At 38.0% G+C, this 20,566-nt stretch carries 14 protein-coding genes; 6 read left to right on the top strand and 8 right to left on the bottom strand.

Annotated features, from left to right (window positions below; all coding sequences use genetic code 11):
- Positions 1-158: 158 nt before the first annotated feature.
- From QE177_RS14295 to fdnG, 7 genes are all read right to left on the bottom strand, one after another.
- The gene (locus tag QE177_RS14295; protein WP_280550670.1) at positions 159-1,166 is read right to left on the bottom strand and encodes a zinc-binding alcohol dehydrogenase family protein; all 1,008 of its coding nucleotides are present in this window, start codon (positions 1,164-1,166) and stop codon (positions 159-161) included.
- A 146-nt stretch (positions 1,167-1,312) separates the two neighbouring features.
- Positions 1,313-3,178 (bottom strand): selenocysteine-specific translation elongation factor, encoded by a 1,866-nt coding sequence (gene selB / locus QE177_RS14300; protein WP_280550672.1) that lies wholly within the window; start codon positions 3,176-3,178, stop codon positions 1,313-1,315.
- Positions 3,175-4,569, bottom strand: a complete 1,395-nt coding sequence (gene selA, locus QE177_RS14305; RefSeq protein ID WP_280550674.1) for an L-seryl-tRNA(Sec) selenium transferase — start codon at positions 4,567-4,569, stop codon at positions 3,175-3,177. Before selA ends, selB begins: the two co-directional genes overlap by 4 nt.
- 19 nt (positions 4,570-4,588) lie before the next feature.
- Entirely contained in the window at positions 4,589-5,521 is a 933-nt protein-coding gene (fdhE, locus tag QE177_RS14310) for a formate dehydrogenase accessory protein FdhE (RefSeq protein WP_280550676.1), read from the bottom strand.
- A 153-nt stretch (positions 5,522-5,674) separates the two neighbouring features.
- On the bottom strand, positions 5,675-6,325 hold the full coding sequence (fdoI, locus tag QE177_RS14315) for a formate dehydrogenase cytochrome b556 subunit (protein WP_280550677.1): 651 nt from the start codon (positions 6,323-6,325) through the stop codon (positions 5,675-5,677).
- On the bottom strand, positions 6,306-7,268 hold the full coding sequence (fdxH, locus tag QE177_RS14320; RefSeq protein ID WP_280552297.1) for a formate dehydrogenase subunit beta: 963 nt from the start codon (positions 7,266-7,268) through the stop codon (positions 6,306-6,308). The genes fdoI and fdxH overlap by 20 nt, the downstream gene beginning before the upstream one ends.
- A gap of 11 nt (positions 7,269-7,279) precedes the next feature.
- A complete protein-coding gene (gene fdnG, locus QE177_RS14325; RefSeq protein WP_280550679.1) occupies positions 7,280-10,327 on the bottom strand; it encodes a formate dehydrogenase-N subunit alpha in 3,048 nt (1,015 codons plus the stop codon).
- 187 nt (positions 10,328-10,514) lie between these two features.
- Between fdnG and fdhD the strand changes: the two genes are divergently transcribed.
- The 6 genes from fdhD to QE177_RS14355 all read left to right on the top strand — a co-directional run bounded on the left by fdhD (position 10,515) and on the right by QE177_RS14355 (position 19,160).
- The gene (gene fdhD, locus QE177_RS14330; RefSeq protein WP_280552298.1) at positions 10,515-11,321 is read left to right on the top strand and encodes a formate dehydrogenase accessory sulfurtransferase FdhD; all 807 of its coding nucleotides are present in this window, start codon (positions 10,515-10,517) and stop codon (positions 11,319-11,321) included.
- 350 nt (positions 11,322-11,671) lie between these two features.
- On the top strand, positions 11,672-12,412 hold the full coding sequence (locus QE177_RS14335) for a Slam-dependent surface lipoprotein (protein WP_280550681.1): 741 nt from the start codon (positions 11,672-11,674) through the stop codon (positions 12,410-12,412).
- A 162-nt stretch (positions 12,413-12,574) separates the two neighbouring features.
- The gene (locus QE177_RS14340; protein WP_280550683.1) at positions 12,575-13,834 is read left to right on the top strand and encodes a porin family protein; all 1,260 of its coding nucleotides are present in this window, start codon (positions 12,575-12,577) and stop codon (positions 13,832-13,834) included.
- 35 nt (positions 13,835-13,869) lie between these two features.
- Complete coding sequence (locus QE177_RS14345; RefSeq protein ID WP_280550685.1) at positions 13,870-17,013, top strand: TonB-dependent receptor; 3,144 nt, start codon at positions 13,870-13,872, stop codon at positions 17,011-17,013.
- Between the two features lie 57 nt (positions 17,014-17,070).
- Positions 17,071-17,811, top strand: coding sequence for an energy transducer TonB (locus QE177_RS14350; RefSeq protein WP_280550687.1), 741 nt, complete (start codon positions 17,071-17,073; stop codon positions 17,809-17,811).
- 923 nt (positions 17,812-18,734) lie between these two features.
- Positions 18,735-19,160, top strand: coding sequence for a GNAT family N-acetyltransferase (locus tag QE177_RS14355; RefSeq protein WP_280550689.1), 426 nt, complete (start codon positions 18,735-18,737; stop codon positions 19,158-19,160).
- A 112-nt stretch (positions 19,161-19,272) separates the two neighbouring features.
- On the opposite strand, the gene QE177_RS14360 is transcribed toward QE177_RS14355, so the two are convergent.
- On the bottom strand, positions 19,273-20,544 hold the full coding sequence (locus QE177_RS14360) for a cytosine permease (RefSeq protein WP_280550690.1): 1,272 nt from the start codon (positions 20,542-20,544) through the stop codon (positions 19,273-19,275).
- Positions 20,545-20,566: the final 22 nt, after the last annotated feature.

Consider the following 20,566-nt stretch of genomic DNA (forward strand, 5'->3'; position numbering starts at 1 on the left):
TTTTAACTTCTACAGAGAAATGAAAAATATTTATCTTTTGTGTAGCACAAAAGCGCATCCGGCACTTATTTCCTTCGCCAACATATACAATTAGTCAATAATAAAAAGAAGTGCAAATTCAGCACCGCTAAAGTTAGATCAATCGCCTAATCAGCAAATTAAAACCCCGCCAATACCAGCTTGCCCAAGACCTTACCACTCTCTATCCTCTGATGAGCAAGTCGTAAATTTTCAGCACTAATTTTACCCATTTCTTCACTGATGGTAGTTTTTAATATCCCTTGATCAATCAATTCGGCCACGCGTTGCAATAATTGATGCTGTTTGATCATATCTTTGGTTTGAAAAACCGGCCGCGTAAACATAAATTCCCAATGCAATGAAAGGGCTTTACGTTTCATTGGCATAATATCTAAGGTTTTAGGATCATCGATTAAGGCGAATTTTCCTTGTGGAATAAGAATATCCAATACCTGCTGATAATAATCATCACTGTGAGTTAATGAAGCCACATAGTCGACATGTTGAATACCTAACGCAGCAAGTTGCTGGCTAAACGGTTTTTTATGATCAATTACCGCATGTGCACCTAACTGACTGACCCATTGTTGTGTTTCCGGCCGTGAAGCGGTGGCTAAAACGCGCAACTTTGTCAACTGGCGCGCTAATTGGATCAGCATTGAACCAACACCACCAGCGGCACCAACAATTAATATAGACCTACCGGCAGCGCCATTCTCCGCTACCGCTAACCGGTCAAATAACAGTTCCCAAGCGGTAATTGAGGTCAATGGTAAAGCGGCTGCTTGAACGGCAGTTAACGATTTTGGTTTATGGCCGACAATGCGCTCATCGACTAGTCCATATTCGGCATAACATCCTGGCCGATCAATTGAACCGGCATAATAGACCCAATCGCCAGGTTTAAATAACGTGACCTCACAACCAACAGACTCCACCACACCACAAGCATCCCAACCTAAAATACGTGGCGCATTAGGTTTTTCACGCTGACGGATTTTGCTATCCACGGGGTTTACCGCAATAGCCGCAATTTTCACCAACAGATCACGGGGCTGGGGTTGGGGCTTTGTTAACTCGGTTTCATAAAGTGAATGTATATCGGTGAGTGGTAGGGTAGGATCAGTAAAAACAATCGCTTTCATTGCTGACTACATAAAGCAATAAATTTCAATCAACAAAAGGAGAAGTGAACATATTGCGATGCTAGAAAATTAAGCTAACTTCTTAACATTTTAATAAATTTATAGGCGGCACAAATATGAGCAACTTAAAAATAATGAAAAATAATTTATTCAAACAACCCTTTATCTCTTAAAATATGCGCATCAGATTTACGTCGCGTAAAACCGCTTCGATCAAAAAATTCTAAAATCTGCACCGCTAACTTTCTCCCTATTGCTAACTCATCGCGAAATTTGGCGACCGTAATGGCGCCTTCTCGATGATTATAAAGTCGAATAATGGCAGCAAATTGTTGAATTTGTAAATTATGATAATAACGATCAGACACAATAGCGGTAATCAAACCCATTTTTGCCGCTTTTCGCAACAAATGGCGAACGATCGCTTCATCTTGTTCAATTTTTACCGCTAACTCCCGAACCCACCGAGGCTGTTCTGCCACAAAGTAGGGCTCTAACTGTTGCCATAATTGCGCCTGTTGCTGATCAAATACTAAACTATGTTCGGCTAAATGGAGCCAGCCATGGGTTTGGATGACCTTTTTTTCATCAACCAGTTGATGGAGTAGGGTAAACACCAGCTCATCATTCAACCCAGGTAAAGCCATGCGTTTTAAGCGGGCCCGACCCACGCCTAGCTGATCAGGATGATTTTGATGATACTCAGCTAATGTTTGTATCAAATGCTGTTTAGCCTGCTTGGCATTAACTTTAGAAAAGGCAATATTGTTAACTATAAGCATATCAAATTGCGCAACTAAGGCTTGTAATGCGGAACTCGTCAGTTGACGCGCCCAACCATAATCGCTAAGTAATAATTCACCGGTGGGTAGCTGAAATGCCAAATTTTCTTTATCACCGATCCTCTTAGCTAACTGCGATAACCAACAAAGGAATTTGGCTTGGCGTTTACCACGGCGCGGCGAATGAAGTTTTATTACCCGCGCTCCAGCAAGGGTACGTTGGGCACTAATATCGCGCAAGATTAATCGATCATTATCAACCAACCATAAAGGCGTATCGAAGGATAACTCAGCCAGTAATGGTTTGTCTGAAGATTGGTTTAATAAAGCGATACGTCCGGTTACATGACTGGCAGCATGATAGAGATGTAATGGTTGCCAATTTTTTAAACATTCATTCGCTTCAACTTCAACCAGCACTTTATTAACCGCAAACGCTGGCTGTTCACTCAATAACCAATCGCCACGAGAAATCTGTTTTTTGCTAATATCACCGGTCAGATTTAAAGCAATCCGCTCACCGGCTTGTGCTTGTGATATCGGTTGGTTTTGCGCATGTAATCGCCGAATTTTAACTTGCTTATCTATTCCAGTTAACCATAGGGTATCACCAATAGAGACTTGGCCAGACAAAGCCGTTCCGGTTACGACTAAACCTGTACCTTTGACACTAAACACACGATCGATCGCTAAACGAAATCGATGATTAAGTTTGGCATGCTGGCCATTTTGACCATGTAACATTTGCAAATGTGATCGCAATAAAGGAATGCCTTCTCCAGTCAAAGCAGAAGTAACAAAATAGGGTGCCTGCAGCCACCCATGCTCTGCCAACAATTGTGAAATTGCCAATTGTACCGCTTGAACCTGCTTAGCGGAGACACGATCAGCTTTAGTCAATACAGTAATTACCTGCGGATGTCCTATTAGGCGTAAAATAGCCAGGTGTTCTCTGGTTTGCGCCATAATGCCATCATCGCAAGCCACGATCAGCAATATATGGGATATGCCGCCTATGCCAGCCAACATATTAGCGAGAAACTTTTCATGACCGGGAACATCAACAAAACCGATCGAACTGCCATCTGTTTGTGGCCAATAGGCAAAGCCTAGATCAATTGTCATGCCGCGTTTTTTTTCTTCCGGTAAATGTAGCGTATTAATTCCTGTCACGGCTTGAATCAGGGCAGTTTTTCCATGGTCAACATGACCCGCGGTAGCAAAAATCATTGTTTTAATAAAACCTGTAATAACTTAGCCTCATCATCAAGGCAGCGTAAGTCAAGCCATAGGCGTCCCGCGGAAATCCTACCAATAACCGGGGTAGCTAATTGTCGCCATTGACGAGACAATGAGACTAATAGATTATTGTTATTATTTTTTGGGGTAAATGTTATCGCCCAACTAGCCAGCCGTTCATTTGGCAGTGAACCACTACCAATCTGTGAAAAACAGGCTTCATCTTTAACCGTAAATTTACCACCATAGTGATGCTTTATCGGCTCAATAAGCCGCCGGGCCAATTGGCGAATTTCCGCTTGCGGTCGTGTCAAAAAGTTAAGGGTGGGCAACGAAGTTGTCACTTTTTCACCTTGCTGATAGATCCGCAATGTAGCCTCAAGGGCAGCTAGTGTCATTTTATCCGCTCTTAATGCGCGTTTTAACGGATGTTGTTGAATGGCGTCAATCCAACATTTTTTCCCCAAAATAATTCCCGCCTGCGGGCCACCAAGTAATTTATCACCTGAAATACAGACCAGATCAACGCCTTGTGCCAGATAGTGTTGCGGCATAGGCTCAGCCGGTAAACCATATTGGGTCATATCAATCAGAGCACCACTGCCTAAATCAATCGCAGTAGCAATGTTATATTCAGTACCAAGTTGAGCAAGTTTCTGACCTTCAACCTCAGCGGTAAAACCTAAGATACGGTAATTACTGGTGTGGACTTTCATTAACAGAGCGGTCTCTTCATTTATTGCGCGCTGGTAATCTTGCAGATAAGTTCGATTCGTTGTTCCTACCTCCACCAGCTGACAACCCGCTTGTTTCATTACTTCTGGCAGGCGAAATGCCCCACCAATTTCGACCAATTCTCCTCGCGACACAATAACTTGTCGTCCCGCCGCGATGGTTGCTAACATTAATAACACTGCGGCAGCATTATTATTGACAATACAAGCATCTTCCGCACCGGTTAGTTCACAAAGTAAATCAGCTATTATACGATCTCGATGTCCACGTACTGCGTCATTAAGCGTATATTCTAAGGTCACTGGATAGCGCATCACTCGAGTCACCGCTTCAATCGCTTCTTCTGCCATTAACGCACGACCCAAATTAGTATGTAACACCGTGCCGGTTAAATTAAAAACTGGCCGCAAACCAGAATTCTGCTGCTGTTGGAGTTGATAAGTAAGGGCAGCAATCCAATCACTTTGCCACACTGGTAAGCATTGCTGTTGTTTTATTTGCTCGCGTGCATGCTGCTGCATATTGCGTAATATCTTTGTTACTTGAGTTCGACCATAACCTTCTATCAAGGATAAAACCGACGCTTCATTCAGTAAATAATCGATGGCCGGTAACTGACGATATAATGAAGTAACATCTTTGGACATAACTTATTAAAACCTTAAATTATTCACAAGGAAATAAAAATGGATTAATACTGCTACGGGCAAACCCCTCTTCTTCCAATTTAGCATCCAGAATTAAGGAAGCCAGATCATCAGCAACCGCGTCAACCTTCGCATCTTGTTCCTGATAAAGAATTTTTAAATAACTACCACAATCACCACAACTCTCAGCCTTAATTGCCGCATATTCACTGGCTAAGGACCAATAATCTAATTCTTTCGTTTGCTCACAATTACTACATTTTACCCGTACAACATGCCATTCAGTTTCACACAAATTACAATGCAAATAACGCAACCCCTGATTTGTCCCTATTTGCACAACACTAGAAACTGGAATGCTGCCACATACTGGACAAAATTGACGATGTTCGCCATTTTCAGCAGTAGCCTTACCCGGGATTTGGCTGGCCATTTGCGCCCAAAACAAGGAAAGTGCCGCCCAAATAAAAAGCGCTTGTTCTGAGGGTACTCGGCTAAATTCACCATTGAGTAATGCTGTTGCCATCAACTCCAGTTCATGTATAGAAATTTTGGTTAAATTTTCTAATGCAGGTTTTACTTGTTCGGGTACTACCGGAGCCAATTCAGTAATTAAAGAAGCAAATAATTTGTGCCAATGGTCAGTACGAATAAAGGTCTTACAATCTAATGGTGGTTTATTGGCGACCATCGATTGTTGCAGGATAGCCATGATATCCATCATCAAGGGATGATCATAGAGTGCATTTTGTTGAGCGCGAGTTACATGAGCAGCAAATAGCAGATATTCACTAAATGGGTTTTCTGGCGTCGCTAAGGATTGAAAACGTTCAGCCCGCGATTGATATAGAATGTTTAAATCTGGAAATAATACCGGCGGGATATAACTAATGCCATTTTTGGCTGGCTCATTTTTACCTATCTCTTCTTTAGGTAAAATCCTAATGCTCATAGATGTACTCTCTTTAATGATTTATTTTACCATTATTGCCCAATAAATCTCAGAATAGACCAAAAGCGAACAGGGATCTATAAACGGCTAAATAACATAAAAAAGCAGAATATAATTATTCTGCCCCAGTTATTAACATGCGAAAAAACGCGGTTAACTACGCTTTTCTTGCCGCGGCTGCTCTTTTTCAACAATCTCACGATACCAACGGGGATGATGTTTTTTTGCCCATGCTCGGGTTACCCATCCTTCAACCATTGCTCGAATAGAGCCTTTTACCCATATAGCAGCATACACATGAATAATAATCGTCATTATTAAACCAATCGCCGCAACAGAATGAAGAAGCAAAGCCAGACGAATAATCGGGATGGGAAAATAGTCGGCAAAATAAGGCCGCCAAATAATAATACCGCTAACCAAAAGTAAAAACAGGCAAACGGCTGCTAGCCAAAATACCCCTTTTTGGCCTAAATTATATTGACCAACATCACCGGCTTCTTCATTTTTCAAAATTTTGCCAATATTTTTAGCCCAGACAATATCTTGTTTTTCAATAAAATTATGTTTGAAATATCTAACAAACATGCCAACAAACAGCACAAACATCACAGCACCCAACAACGGATGTAGCACTCTTGAAAGTTGTGGCGTACCCAAAATATTCATTAACCAGTTTAGCGATGGAAAGAAAAAACCTAAGCCGCTAATTGCCGTAAATAAAAAAAAGATAACCATTAGCCAGTGATTAATTCTTACACTAGCAGAGTAGCGGATAATTTTTTCATTCGGTTTTTTTATCATCGGTTATCCCCCTCTTTTTATTACTCACCAATTTCTTGCTTTTTGCTGACGTTGCATCATCACTTTTTGGCAGTTTGTCCGCCTCATCTTCATCAGAAACTCGATTTGGCCCCACCGTCAGATAATGGAAAAATGCTGAGGCAAAAGTAACGGCAAACCCAACGGCAGCTAACGGTTTCCAGATATTTTTCCAAAAGGTGACGGTGGGACTGATAGTCGGATTATTGGGCAGACCATGATACAGTTCGGGCTTATCACCATGATGCAATACATACATAACATGGGTACCTCCGACACCTTGTGGATCATAAAGCGCTGCATTTTGATAACCACGGGTTTTTAATTCTTCAACGCGTTCAGCAGCCAGTTGTTTCATCGCTGCCTTACTACCAAAATGAATTGCACCGGTCGGACAAGTTTTTACACAAGCGGGTTCCTGGCCGGCTTCAACCCGATCAACACAAAGGGTGCATTTATAAACTCGATTATCCTCTTTATTTAATCTGGGGATATTGAAAGGACAACCGGCAATGCAATAACCACAACCAATACAATGTTCTGAGTCAAAATCGACAATTCCATTGGCATACTGAATAATCGCACCCGCAGAAGGGCAAGCTTTCAAACAACCTGGATCCGCGCAATGCATACAGCCATCTTTGCGTATCAGCCATTCTAATTTTCCTTTCTCTTCAACTTCAGTAAAGCGCATCACCGTCCATGATTTGGCCGTTAAATCTAACGGGTTATCATAAACACCGACGTTATGACCAATTTCATCACGAATATCATTCCATTCGGAACAGGCAACCTGACACGCTTTACAACCAATACAGGTGGTTACATCAATTAGTTTTGCCACTGCCTCTTTATCACTGCGTACTTGAGGAGCAGGTGTCAGCGAATTAGTCGCAGAGCGGCGTATAATATCTTGAGAAGCCATCATCTACCTCCTTACACCTTTTCCACATTAACCAAGAACGCTTTAAACTCAGGTGTCTGAGTATTGGCATCACCAACAAATGGCGTCAGGGTATTGGCAATAAAGCCTTTTCGCGTCAAGCCTTGAAATGCCCAATGGATCGGGATACCAATCGTATCAATTTCACGACCATCTACCTTTAAAGTTCGGATACGCTTAGTCACCACGGCCTTCGCTTTGATATAACCACGGTTAGAACTTACCCTAACAACATCGCCTGCTTTGATACCTTTTTTCTCTGCCAATCGTTCACCAATCTCAACAAATTGTTCGGGTTGAATAACCGCATTCAAATGCGCATGTTTTGTCCAAAAATGAAAATGTTCAGTTAAGCGATAAGTTGTGCCAACATAAGGAAATTTCTCAGCATTACCCAATGCTTTAAGATCGTCAGCAAATAGACGTGCCGCAGGATTAGAGATAACATTCGGATGTAAAGGATTGGTTCCTAACGGGGTTTCAAAAGGTTCATAATGTTCAGGAAAGGGGCCCTCTGCCATTTTATCTATGGCAAATAAACGACCTAATCCTTCCGGTTGCATAATAAACGGTCCAACACCGGTATCTGGCGCGGCAGTGCTATAATCAGCGATATCAATGCCTGCCCATTTGCTACCATCCCATTGGATTAATTGACGTTTAGGATCCCAGGGGTTACCAGCTGGATCTGCCGATGCTCGATTATAAAGGATCCGGCGATTAGCCGGCCAAGCCCATGCCCAACCCAATGTATTACCTAAACCAGAAGGATCGGCATTATCACGACGCGCCATTTGATTACCCGCCGGCGTCCAACTGCCGGCAAAAATCCAACAACCACTGCTGGTGGTACCATCATCACGTAATTGCGCAAAAGCTGAAAGTAACTCACCTTTTTTCACCAGAAGATTACCATTGGCACCAGTCAAATCTGCCAACGCATAGCCATTACTTTCTTGCGCAATCTCTTCCGCGGTTGGGCGATAGGGATCATAGTAATTCCAGCGCATGTTCAATAACTGCTCAGGTACTGCGCCACCTTGTTGTTGATAAAGCAGACGTAAACGATGAAAAATTCCGGCTAAAATTTCACCATCGCCAAGGGATTCTCCTGGTGCATCCGCACCTTTCCAGTGCCACTGTAGCCAACGAGCGGAATTAACAATCGAGCCATTTTCCTCGGCAAAACAGCAGCAGGGTAAACGAAAAACTTCGGTCATGATTTTTGCTGGCTGCACATCGTTAAATTCACCATGATTTTGCCAGAAACAAGCGGTTTCAGTATTTAATGGATCAATAGTGACTAAAAATTTTAATTTGGACAATGCACTAATAATTTTATTTTTATTGGGGAAAGAAGCTAGTGGATTGAAGCCCTGACAAATATAGCCATTAACTTCCCCCTTATTCATCATGTCAAAATATTGTAGAACATCGTAACTTTTATCCCACTTAGGTAACCAGTCAAAGCCCCAATCATTCTCTTTTTGCGCCTTATCGCCATAAAAGGTTTTCATTAGACTAACAAAAAATTTAGGGTAGTTACTCCAATAATTAACCTGACCAGGGAGGGTCTGTTTTGGTGTATTTGCAGCTAAATAACTAGCTAAGGTGCTATGTTTTTCCGATGGTAAGGTCATATAACCGGTTAAACTTTGCGACAGCAGGCCAAGATCAGTCAAACCCTGGATATTAGAATGTCCCCGTAAAGCATTAACTCCACCACCGGCCATTCCCATATTACCTAACAGTAGCTGGATCATCGCCATGGTACGAATATTTTGCGCACCGATGGAATGTTGTGTCCAACCTAATGCATAGAGAAAAGAAGCGGTTTTATCTTTTTCGCTGGTTTCAGCGATATATTCACAAACCTTGATAAAATCTTCTTGTGGAGTTCCACAAATATTGGCGACCACTTCTGCTGTATATCGATTGACGTGCGACTTAAGTAACTGCCAAACACAACGTGGATGTTGTAGTGATTCATCTCGTTTAGCAAAACCGTTGCTATCTAATTCATAGTTCCAGGAAGTTTTATCATACTGGCGATTTTTAGCGTCATAACCACTAAATAATCCATCCTCAAAATGATAATCATCCCGCACGATTAAATTGGCATTGGTATAAGATCGTACGTATTCATTATTGATTTTATTATTATTTATCAGATAGTTAATTATTCCTGATAAAAAGGTAATATCGGTACCTGAACGAATAGGAGTATAAAAATCAGCCACAGAAGCAGTACGGGTAAAACGCGGATCTATAACAATCAATTTGGCTTTGTTGTGAATTTTTGCTTCGATTGCCCAACGGAATCCGACCGGATGAGCTTCCGCTGCATTACCACCCATTACAATAATCAGGTTGGCATTTTTGATATCCACCCAATGGTTCGTCATGGCACCGCGACCAAATGTTGGAGCAAGACTTGCTACCGTTGGCGCATGTCAGACACGAGCTTGGTTATCAACCGCTAACATTCCCAGAGCCCGACAAAATTTCTGGGTAATAAAACCCGTTTCGTTACTACTGGCCGAGGCACACAGCATACCTGTTGTTAACCAACGATTAACAGTTGTCCCAGCAGCATCTGTTTTAATAAAGTTAGTATCCCGATCGGCTTTCATTAACTTGGCAATTCGATCAAATGCTTCTTGCCAGCTAATCCGCTGCCACTTATCGGAGCCTGGCGCTCTATACTCGGGAAATTGCAAACGACTTTCACTATGGATAAAATCGATTAGACCGGCGCCTTTCGGACACAAAGCACCTCGACTTACCGGATGATCTGGATCACCTTCTATGTGAAATATGCTTTCTTTGGCATTTTTAGCACCATCACCAAGACTATACATTAATAATCCACAACCTACTGAACAGTATGTACAGGTATTTCGGGTTTCCCTGGCACGTAATAGTTTATATTGACGCGCAGACGCTAAGGCTGTTGCCGGAGCAAAACCCAAAGCAGCAATCGTTGTACCTGCCATACCGCCAGCACAGATCTTAAAGAACTGTCTTCTGCTGACTTGCATTAAAAATCTCCTCATTCACATTACTGACATTGATTTCCATAAAATAAAAAAGTAAAACAGGTCATCATTTTTTTTAATGCGATCTTTTTTCGTCGGATCAAATTCAATTCATAATAATTAATGTAACCTCTTTTAATGTATTCTATTATTAGGAATTCGGCTAATGAGTAATTTTTATGCAACTAAAATGATAAATGATGTTAAAAAAAGTGGAACATCTGAAATAAAAATTTGCAAAAAGGGAAATCTTAATCTTTTTAATCTGGATAATGTTGCACAAGAAGTCCCTATTGCCATGGTCTATAATGGCATCTCTCATGCGGTTATGATGGCAAGCCCAAAAGACTTAACGCTATTTGCCTTAGGTTTTTCACTGTCTGAAGGCATCATCCAATCTGCTGAAGAAATTCGTGATATCAATATAAATAACTATGGCTCAAAGGGCATAGAATTGAATATTGAACTATCTCCTCGCCAGTTTATGGCATTGAAAACACATAGACGCAATCTAACAGGCCGTACTGGCTGTGGTATCTGTGGTACAGAACAACTTAGCCAACTGTTTCGCCCAATTAATCCTCTTCCTTTCACGCAATCATTTTCACTTAATTATCTGGATCAGGCTTTATCGCAATTAAATACGATCCAAAAAATTGGCCAATTAACCGGTTGCACGCATGCTGCGGCCTGGATAACCCCAACCGGTGAGCTAGCTGGAGGCTGTGAAGATATTGGCCGTCATGTCGCCCTGGACAAACTCCTCGGTATGAAAAGCCGTGAAAAATGGCAAAACGGTGCGGTATTAATTTCAAGCAGAGCAAGTTATGAAATGGTGCAAAAGGCAGCAACCTGCGGGGTAGAAATTTTATTTGCTATCTCAGCGGTCACTTCACTTGCTGTAGAAATGGCGCAAAAATATCAATTAACGTTAGTTGGCTTTTGTCGCTCTGGTAAAGCAACTATTTTTAGTTATCCCGAACGCTTAACAGAATAATTAAATTTAAAAATATTATTTATATAGTATTCAATAAATATCATTAAATAAATAGAAGAAAAATATTTTATAAATTATTTTGCTGCTATTTATTGCGGCATTTCTTTAATTGAGATCACATTTTTAAATTTAAATTTTTAATACTTAATAACCACTAATATTAAAAAATAAAATTAAATCATACCGCTATTAAATTCCTTAGTTATATATTTATTTTTTTTACAAGAAAATGAAAATAATTATCATTTACTTGAGTTATTTTTTATTTTAAGGTTTATTTAAGGCAAAACTTTATTTGTCTATCCCATTTTTTATTACATGAAAATTAATATTTTTACAAGGAATTAAAAATGAAGAAATTAAATATTATTACCTTGCTAATGTTATCAATTGGATATATTGGCTTTAGCCAGGCAATAACCGGTTATAATAAATCAAATACCTCTAATGATAATCGTCTAATTATTGGTGAAATAGAAGAAGCTTCTAATGGCTTTCATAAAGCCAAAAAAGGTGATCCGGCTATTGGTTTAACTGATTTACATGGGAGTAAAAAAATCGGCTTTCCCGGTTTAGCACGGTATTCTAACACAGTTGATAATAACGTTTATAAGCTTGTTGCTACCAGCAATTCCCACCATCCCAATATGGGATCATTTACATTTGCCAAACTGGACGACGTTGATGTTTTCTTCGGTGAATGGGCGCAAAAAGATGATATGTCTTCGGCCTCTCACACTGCTTACTATGCCGGTAAAGACATTACGCCAGAGATGCCAAATGCCGGTACCGCCATCTATACTATCAAAGGGATCAACGATTATTCTAACAATGGTTTTATGACCGGTGAATTAACCGCAGATTTTGCCGAAAACAGCTTGAAAGGTTCATTTAGTCATAGTGCATTAACCATGAATATTGATGCAGATATTAAAGAGAATGGCTCTTTCAGCGGCAAAGCTTCTGCTGATTCAATTGAAGGAACCACCACAGGCCACTTCTTTGGTAATAATGCCAACTATTTAGCGGGTATTACTCAATTTGAAAATAATCATCAATTAGATACCGCTTTTGCCGGCACTAAACAATAATTGATTTTTTAAATTTTAAAAGAGCATGGAAACCCTATGCTCTTTTTTGTTATCGAAATAAAAATGACTAACAGGAAACGATTAATTATAATCCTATTTATTTCTTATTTTTTTCATATAAAATTAACTATCGCTAATTCATTGATAATAAATAATACACAAGTGAATAAAATAAATAATAAAAATTATATTACTAATATTTTTATTGCTATTAATAAAAAAGATTGGCAACAAGTTGAAGGTTACTTAAATCAATTAATAAAAAATAATTATCAAGATAAGAGTTTGATCTATTTTATTCAGGGTTGTTTATCATATAAAAATCGAGAGACTCAATCTGCTATGCACTATTTATCCCAGGCGATAACAATAAATCCTCACTTTACACGTGCCAAGCTCGATTTAAGTTATATTTATATTGAAAACCGGGTTTATCATAAAGCAAAACCATTATTAAATGAATTAATAACACAACAAGATTTACCTGACCTGGTTAAGAAAAAAATAAAATATCTTCTCATTCTGATTAATAATAAAAATCCGTTCTTTGCCACACTTTCACTAGGTTACCACCTAACAGATAATCTGAATAAATCGCCTGGTAGCCCACCAGAGTGCTTACAAAAAAATAGTGCTGGCGATTGCCGATTAACTCGTAAAATGCCGAAAAAAATTACCTCATCAGGCTTTTCTTTATTCGGTATGACCCAACAGTCATTTATGTTGCAAGAGCCTCATGCGGTTTTTATTCGCCTAACGGCAAATAGTCAAATCTATCGGCAAAACAACACCTATAATGGCTATCAAGCCAATATTTACGCTGGCTACCACTTTCAATCCTCATACCATTATTTATTAGCCGGCCCCTTATTGGGTTATGAACAAGGGGAAGAAGATCCAAATGCTTATGAAATAGGGGGAAAAATTGAGTGGCGTTATCGTCCTGATATAGCCGCTAAATTAGATTTTGTACTCAATCACCAATTTAAATGGAAAGACTATTACCAAGGACAACATAATAATGGCCTAAAGCATGAAACTTCTTTTTCCATTAATTATCCTCTTAACAATATAGATTGGTATCTCTCTTTAGGTTTTTCTCAACATTTCCATCAATGGCAAATAAACGATTATCACCGCTATGATATTGGTGGTGGCGTTAAATTTAAGTCATTACCTTATCTAGAAACCAGTCTTTCATCACTTTGGAATCAATATCAATTTAAACATTTTGATAATCGATTAGGCGCTATGCGGCGTGATACAGAATGGATCAATGCAATTAAATTAAAACTAACCATAAAAATTATTGGCTTCACACCCTCTCTTACATTTTTTCATCGCAAGAATAATAGCAATGTCGGCTGGCTTTATCGCTATCAAAAAAACGATCTGCAACTCAATTTTGAACGTTATTTTTGATTGTTAATTTAAAAATTATTTTAGGTAAGGAAATCATGTATTTTTTAAACTGCCGCCAAAAACCAATAGCATTTGCTATATCACTTTCTACTTTGGTTATCCCCGCTATTAGCTATGCTGAACAGCAATCTTTGGACAAGCAAGTAAACATGGAAAAAAAACATTTAGGTAAAATTCAGGTTTCTGATATGTCACAACAAGATGAACAGGGTTATGACAATATCTATGATAAAAATATTTCCAACATTTATATTGGCAAAGAGATGATAGAACGTTTCAAGGGGGCTTCCCCTGCGGATCTGTTTCAATCTACGCCGGGTGTATATAGCGGTGAAGCACGTAATGGCGCGGCAATCGATCCCAATATTCGTGGCATTCAAGGACAAGGGCGGATCCCCTTAACTGTCGATGGGACTGAGCAATCAATTACAGTAACCCGCGGCTACAATGGTGCCAATAACCGAAACTATCTTGATCCTAATTTAATCAGTTCAATTGAAATTGAAAAAGGGCCTTCGCTATCACGTCATATTAAAAGTTCGGTCGGCGGTGGTATCACCATCAAAACAATTAATATTAATGATATTCTGCCAGCAAATGAAAACTTTGGTTTTGCGCTTAAGTTAGAGGGCAGCAATAACGCAATCAAACCGCGACTCAAAAATTTACCATTAGGCGAGGACTATCGTAATCTTCCAGAAGGAATGAAAGCTTATGCCTTTTTATTTGATGATCCTTTAATCAATATCCATCCCCATCATTACCATGATAGAAAATTAGGCGGTTTGGATGATTATGCTTATCGGCTTGCCGTTGGCTTGCGCCAAGAGAAATTTGATTTATTGCTGGCCTCAAGTTATCGCAATAAAGGCAACTATTTTGCCGGTACCAGGGGAGCAAATCGTTACCGTTATGCGGTTACTAATGAGAAGAAAAAAGAATTTACCAACCCTAAAATAATAATCGATCCTTATATGCCTTTTGTTGCCAACATTTATCATCCAGGCAAAGAAGTGCCTAACACTTCCAACATGATGAAATCGCTGTTGCTAAAAAATAATTGGCATCTGGCTGATGATTTAACGGTCAATTTTACTTATCGCGATTCCCGACTGGAATTTGGTGATATTATGCCCTCTCGACTGGGTTTTGTTGATGTCGAACGTAATTTGGTTCCGCAATGGCCTTTAGCTCAGGTGCACCAAAAAGCCGGTAGTGCCAGCCTTAAATATCAACCGCTTGATAGTTTATGGTTCGATTTTTATCTGAGTGCTTGGTTTAATCACACAAATGCAAATACCAATAGTGCGGGCGGTTACCCAAGAGCCCCAAAAGACAGAGATGCTGATTGGGATACTAGCACCTTCTATAAGTATGGCACCGCGATTATAGATCCCACTATTGATGGTAGTTTAATCAATAGTGCTAATAATAGTAATGAAAATAATCGCTGGGGTTTGGACATTAGCAATATATTTACCCTGACACCTAATTTAAATCTTACCCTGAACGGCCGCTTTCAGAATGAAAAATTAATTAACCATACGGAATATACTGGTGTAAGGGTTACTTATTTCCAATATCCAGGCAAAGAAGGCCGTCGGCAAGAGTATCAACTGGGGTTTAAGTTCGACTGGCAACCGGTGGAATTTTTAACTTTCTCCGCCGGCGCCAATTATGTGACTTATTGGTCAATTGATGATCTGGTCAATAGAAAAAGAACTGAAAAAATAAGCGGCTACCAAAAGAGCGGCCAGCTTGCCGGCTCTAATGTTCCCTTTTTTCAATCAGTTAATCAACAAGATTATGACAATGATGTTTATGCCGATGACTGGAAGAAACGAATAAAAAAACTAGCTGCCAACAAACACCATATTTATAAGACAGAAATAGCTCGATTAACAGAGGCCTTAGCCGATAATGAAAATCAACTTAATGAGCAGGAAAAAATAGCGCTAACAAACAATATCGATAAATTAAAAAAACAACGCATCGAGCTAACGATGGCAACAAGAAAACAGTATACACAACAAGATGAATACCTGATTCAGATAGGTACTAACAAGCAAGTGCAAATACCCAATAAAAATGGAACCAATTATCGACCAAAATCGATTACCTTACTTTACAACCCTAACGATGGAAAATTGCATAAAAAGGATAATCCTTTCTTTAACGGTAAAATAAATATAGATGAAGAAACGATTGATGCTAAAACTGGAAAAACGGTAAAACGCTATTATTCTAATCAGATTACAGATGGGGATAAAATTCTTGTTGCTCGGCCAGAAGACACGCTATGGCAAAAAGAGAAAAAACGCAAAGATCACGGTATTGCCCCTGTCCTCTCAGCGGGCATATCGATCACGGATGATTTAAATGTTTATCTTCGTTATGCCGAATCAGTCAGAATGCCCAGTTTATATGAAGACGGAGTTGGCTTTTCCGACGAACGTCGAATTGTTATGGGTGAAAAAACCAAACCGGAACGCGCTAAAACACAAGAATTTGGTATTCACTATAATCTGGCAAATCTATTAAAAACAGAAAAACACGCTGATATTAAATTAATCTATTTTGACACCACGATAGAAAATGTATTCGATCGTGATATGGCATATAATTTTACCCAAATGGATAGACAGTTATTATCCGGTATTGAAATACAGGCGCGTTATGATAATGATTTTATTTTTAGTGATATTAGTTACGTTTATAATATAAAAAATAAAGTTTGTGATCTTAATACCAGTCATTATTTAGATCCTTATAATCAACACAATATTCCAGAATGTATTGATGGTGGTTTTCCGGGTGGTTTTTTACGTACTGCAATTCAACCTAAATACTCCTTGAATATGAATTTAGGTGCTCGTTTATGGGATAAAAAAATCAAAATTGGCAGTCGATTTACCTACCATAGTAAAGCAGAAAATCGTGATGAAAAGCATTTGATGATAATTAAACCTAATTCTTATTTAGGTACGAATAATAATCCAATGCGTTGGGATCCAATTTTTACAATTGATGCCTATGTGGATTATAAAATTAATGACAATATGTCAGTAGAACTAACCGGAACCAATTTAACTGATGAATATTATCTCGACCCGTTAACTCGCTCCATGATGCCTGCTCCAGGAAGAACTTTTAAACTTAGTTTTAATAGTAAGTTTTAATTAAATAAACAATAACACAACCATATTAAACCAACTAAAATATTGAGATAAAAAATTATGATAAGACTGTTAGCTTATATTGTGTTATCTATTATTTTACATACTGCTTTAATATGGCTGTGCTTATCGACTTCGGCTAATTCTACGCCGACATTAGCAAGTCACCATAATATTTCTCCTAATACTACAATTACCTTGATCTCAGCCAGTATAGAAACAACATCAGAGATAAATAGATCTTCTAGTGAAGCGCTACCAATGATTCTACCTGATTCACCAGTAAATCCAGTACTAGCCGTTAAGCAGAAACAAGAAAAAATCAATAATAAAAAGAAAATAGCAGTGGTCAAAGAAACTAATAATAAAACCTTCTCAGAAACCACGAAGAGAATAAATAAGAATAAGAATCCATCGGTTTATCCCGCAGAGAATTTCAACGGCGATAATAACACCACCATGCAAGGAGGGGCTCTAAATCATGATCCTTCTCAAATGAAGGTAGGCGAACAAAAAGAAGGTGAACGCTATTATTCGCTAGTCAAACAAGAAATTGAGCGCAATAAAATATATCCACGTCAAGCCAGAAAACAACGCCATCGAGGGCGAGTACTATTACAATTTAATATCAATACTGACGGTAGCTTATATGACGCTAAAATCATTCGCTCTTCTGGTTTCAATACCCTTGATAAGGCGGCATTAACGGCCATTGTAAGGAGTCGTTCCATCGGACCTAAGCCTCTTCATATTAGTTCAACCATGAGTACCGAGATAGAGTTCAACCTAGATAGAAATTAAATATAATACTATTAATAAGCAACCTACATTTTTATCTCTTTTTGAACTAAATGAAAAATGAGTACCTATAAGTATTCAATTAGGTTCTATTTTAACCGTGGTCGACTATGTCATTGTTAACTGAGTCAACACAGCTACCATTAATTGATAAAAATAAAACGCACAACAAGGAAAGAAGTGCGTTTTTGATGTCGATTAACTTACTGAAATTAAGACTAAATTTATTGTTTTTTAACTATTTATTCTACTTAATAAATATCACATACTTTGTACGATCATTTAATAATGATTACTTTTACCACTTTTGCCCATTAGTATTTCATTACCTGTATCGATATAAATCGATAAATTAATCCCTTTTATGTTATTTATACATCCCTTAGCTTTATTATTAATATTTATTCAACGTCAAAAACGATTATTATTGATTTTATTTTTGATAGCTTAAATTTACATTATTAGAATTAATATCCGTATCTCTACTTACTCCATTGTTTATTAAATTTAAAATACAAATATACCCTGGTGTTGGCAAAAGCCTTTAAACAAACTAGAAATTTTCAAACAAAAAATTGCTAAACTTTATAACAAAAATAAATCAGTTATATCTTCTTTTGTTAACTACAGTAAACAAATTCTAAGCTAGAAAAAAGGTTAATATTTAGCCTTGATTATCAGATGATTTTCTGTTAGTAGAATAAAGCAATTACTTTAATCTCAGCAAAATAACATGATAATAGAAAGATAAAAATCAACCTAAAATTAACATAACATTTTAAAATATATAAAAAAATTAAAACTATAAATTTATTTATAAAAAACTAAAAAAATATGATAAAAAAGATTTATAACATGAATAACTAATTGATATACACAAAAATTAAAAAAAATCTTTAGCAACAAATAACAAGGATGATACTAATATGAAACTTATACTTAACGATAAAGAAAATGATGCAGAAGAAAATACCATCATTGATAGCCTGTGGAAACATAATTCCAATTTTACCACTGTAGATATGCATCCGCTAAGAGTGACTTTAATGGATAATGATAATATTGTTGGTGGCTTGATTGCCAGAACATGGTGGGGTGGCTTAGATATCCAATATCTTTGGATAGCAGAAAACTACAGAAAAAGGGGCTTTGGAAAAGATTTAATGAAAAAAGCAGAAAATGAAGCAATAAAAAGAAAATGTCATATGGCTTATGTTGACACTTTTGACTTTCAAGCCGTTAATTTTTATAAAAAATTAGGCTATAAGGAATATGGTCACTTAGACAAATTTGCTCACTGTTACACCCGGTATTATTTATCAAAGCCGCTGAAAAGTACAGATGTTTGCTAAATTAGTTAGTTAACTGTAACGACTAATCTACTATTACTATTTGGAGCGACCAGCTCATTATGTTATGAGTGGCCGCCATTTATACAATTTTTTTCCGTTGTTACATCGTTATTTATCTTTTAATTATACTTAATAAACCATAAATAATGCTCGCAGCGAGTAGAGAATTAACCGTTGGAATGCCTGTTTCCACTGTTATGCCAAGAATACTGGCTATTACACAAGCGAAAACAGCATTCCAACCAATTAAAGGTGTATCTTTATTGGCCGGAATTTTCTCTCCTTGTTGTGTTTCCTTAAGAATATTTCTATGAGTCTTGATAATAAAATAATCCGTTAGCATAACACCAACTATCGGCGGAAAGACAACACCAAGAATAGTCAAAAAACCAACAAATTTATCTAAAATACCCAAAACAGAAAAAGTGGTACCAATGATACCAATAGATAAAGTGATAATAGTGTAATTAACTTTTTTGCCCGTCAATACTGAAATTGAATTAGCAATACTCAATGATGATGAATAAAGATTAATATCATTAACCCGCAATGTAGAGAAGATAACCACCAATAAACCAATACCTCCAGCCGTTTGCGTCATAATGGTTACGACATCGGACGTATTTAGTGCTCTGGCTAATAATATAGCCAGTCCATTAATGACAAATTCACCGAGAATAATTGATACCATAACCATCCAAAATACCTGACGACTATTTTTTGAATATCGACTCATATCTGGCGTAATAAGAGTGGCAACGATACATCCTCCCATAATTAATGTGATTGCAGAAGACAAGGTTATCGTTTCACCATTAGGAACAGACTGAATCAAATCTATTGTATTATGATGCTCAAGAATTCCTGCAGAAATAAATAAAATCACGATGACAAAAAAAGGAACCGCAATCCATGCAGTAAATCGTAGCGCTTTAAAACCAAAAGCAACTAAAATCGTCAAAAATAAACCAGATAACGTTGCTGACCATTCAAAACCTAATTTATTGCCTAATGCATAATTAAGTCCTTTAGCAAAGACTGCATTTTGTACCCCAAACCAACCTACCAAGCTAATAGCTATTGTAAGGCTGACCAAAACTGAACCAATACGTCCAAAACCACACCATCTGGCTAAAAGACTACTGGATAACCCTTCTTTCATTCCCGCAAAGCCTAAAGCAAAGGTAATAACGCCAAAAATAATACTACTAATGAAAATAGCTAAAAAAGCGTCAGTTAAAGCCATTGAATTACCTAATACTGCGCCTAGCATAAATTGATCTAACGCAGTTAACATTCCAGCATGAACTAATGTAACACTCAGAAATGATAAACGTATATTGGTCGGAACACGACTTGTTGGATAGTTATCTATTAAATTCATATAATTAATTCACTTTGTTATG

This window comes from Arsenophonus sp. aPb (genome assembly GCF_029873475.1).
Lineage (GTDB): Bacteria > Pseudomonadota > Gammaproteobacteria > Enterobacterales > Enterobacteriaceae > Arsenophonus.

Coding starts and splice junctions, on each gene's coding strand:
- QE177_RS14335 (WP_280550681.1), top strand. CDS start 11,672: ATGAAGAAATTAAATATTATTACCTTGCTAATGTTATCAATTGGATAT.
- QE177_RS14295 (WP_280550670.1), bottom strand. CDS start 1,166: ATGAAAGCGATTGTTTTTACTGATCCTACCCTACCACTCACCGATATA.
- QE177_RS14355 (WP_280550689.1), top strand. CDS start 18,735: ATGAAACTTATACTTAACGATAAAGAAAATGATGCAGAAGAAAATACC.
- fdoI (WP_280550677.1), bottom strand. CDS start 6,325: ATGATAAAAAAACCGAATGAAAAAATTATCCGCTACTCTGCTAGTGTA.
- selB (WP_280550672.1), bottom strand. CDS start 3,178: ATGATTTTTGCTACCGCGGGTCATGTTGACCATGGAAAAACTGCCCTG.
- fdxH (WP_280552297.1), bottom strand. CDS start 7,268: ATGGCTTCTCAAGATATTATACGCCGCTCTGCGACTAATTCGCTGACA.
- fdhD (WP_280552298.1), top strand. CDS start 10,515: ATGATAAATGATGTTAAAAAAAGTGGAACATCTGAAATAAAAATTTGC.
- selA (WP_280550674.1), bottom strand. CDS start 4,569: ATGTCCAAAGATGTTACTTCATTATATCGTCAGTTACCGGCCATCGAT.
- QE177_RS14350 (WP_280550687.1), top strand. CDS start 17,071: ATGATAAGACTGTTAGCTTATATTGTGTTATCTATTATTTTACATACT.
- fdhE (WP_280550676.1), bottom strand. CDS start 5,521: ATGAGCATTAGGATTTTACCTAAAGAAGAGATAGGTAAAAATGAGCCA.
- QE177_RS14360 (WP_280550690.1), bottom strand. CDS start 20,544: ATGAATTTAATAGATAACTATCCAACAAGTCGTGTTCCGACCAATATA.
- QE177_RS14345 (WP_280550685.1), top strand. CDS start 13,870: ATGTATTTTTTAAACTGCCGCCAAAAACCAATAGCATTTGCTATATCA.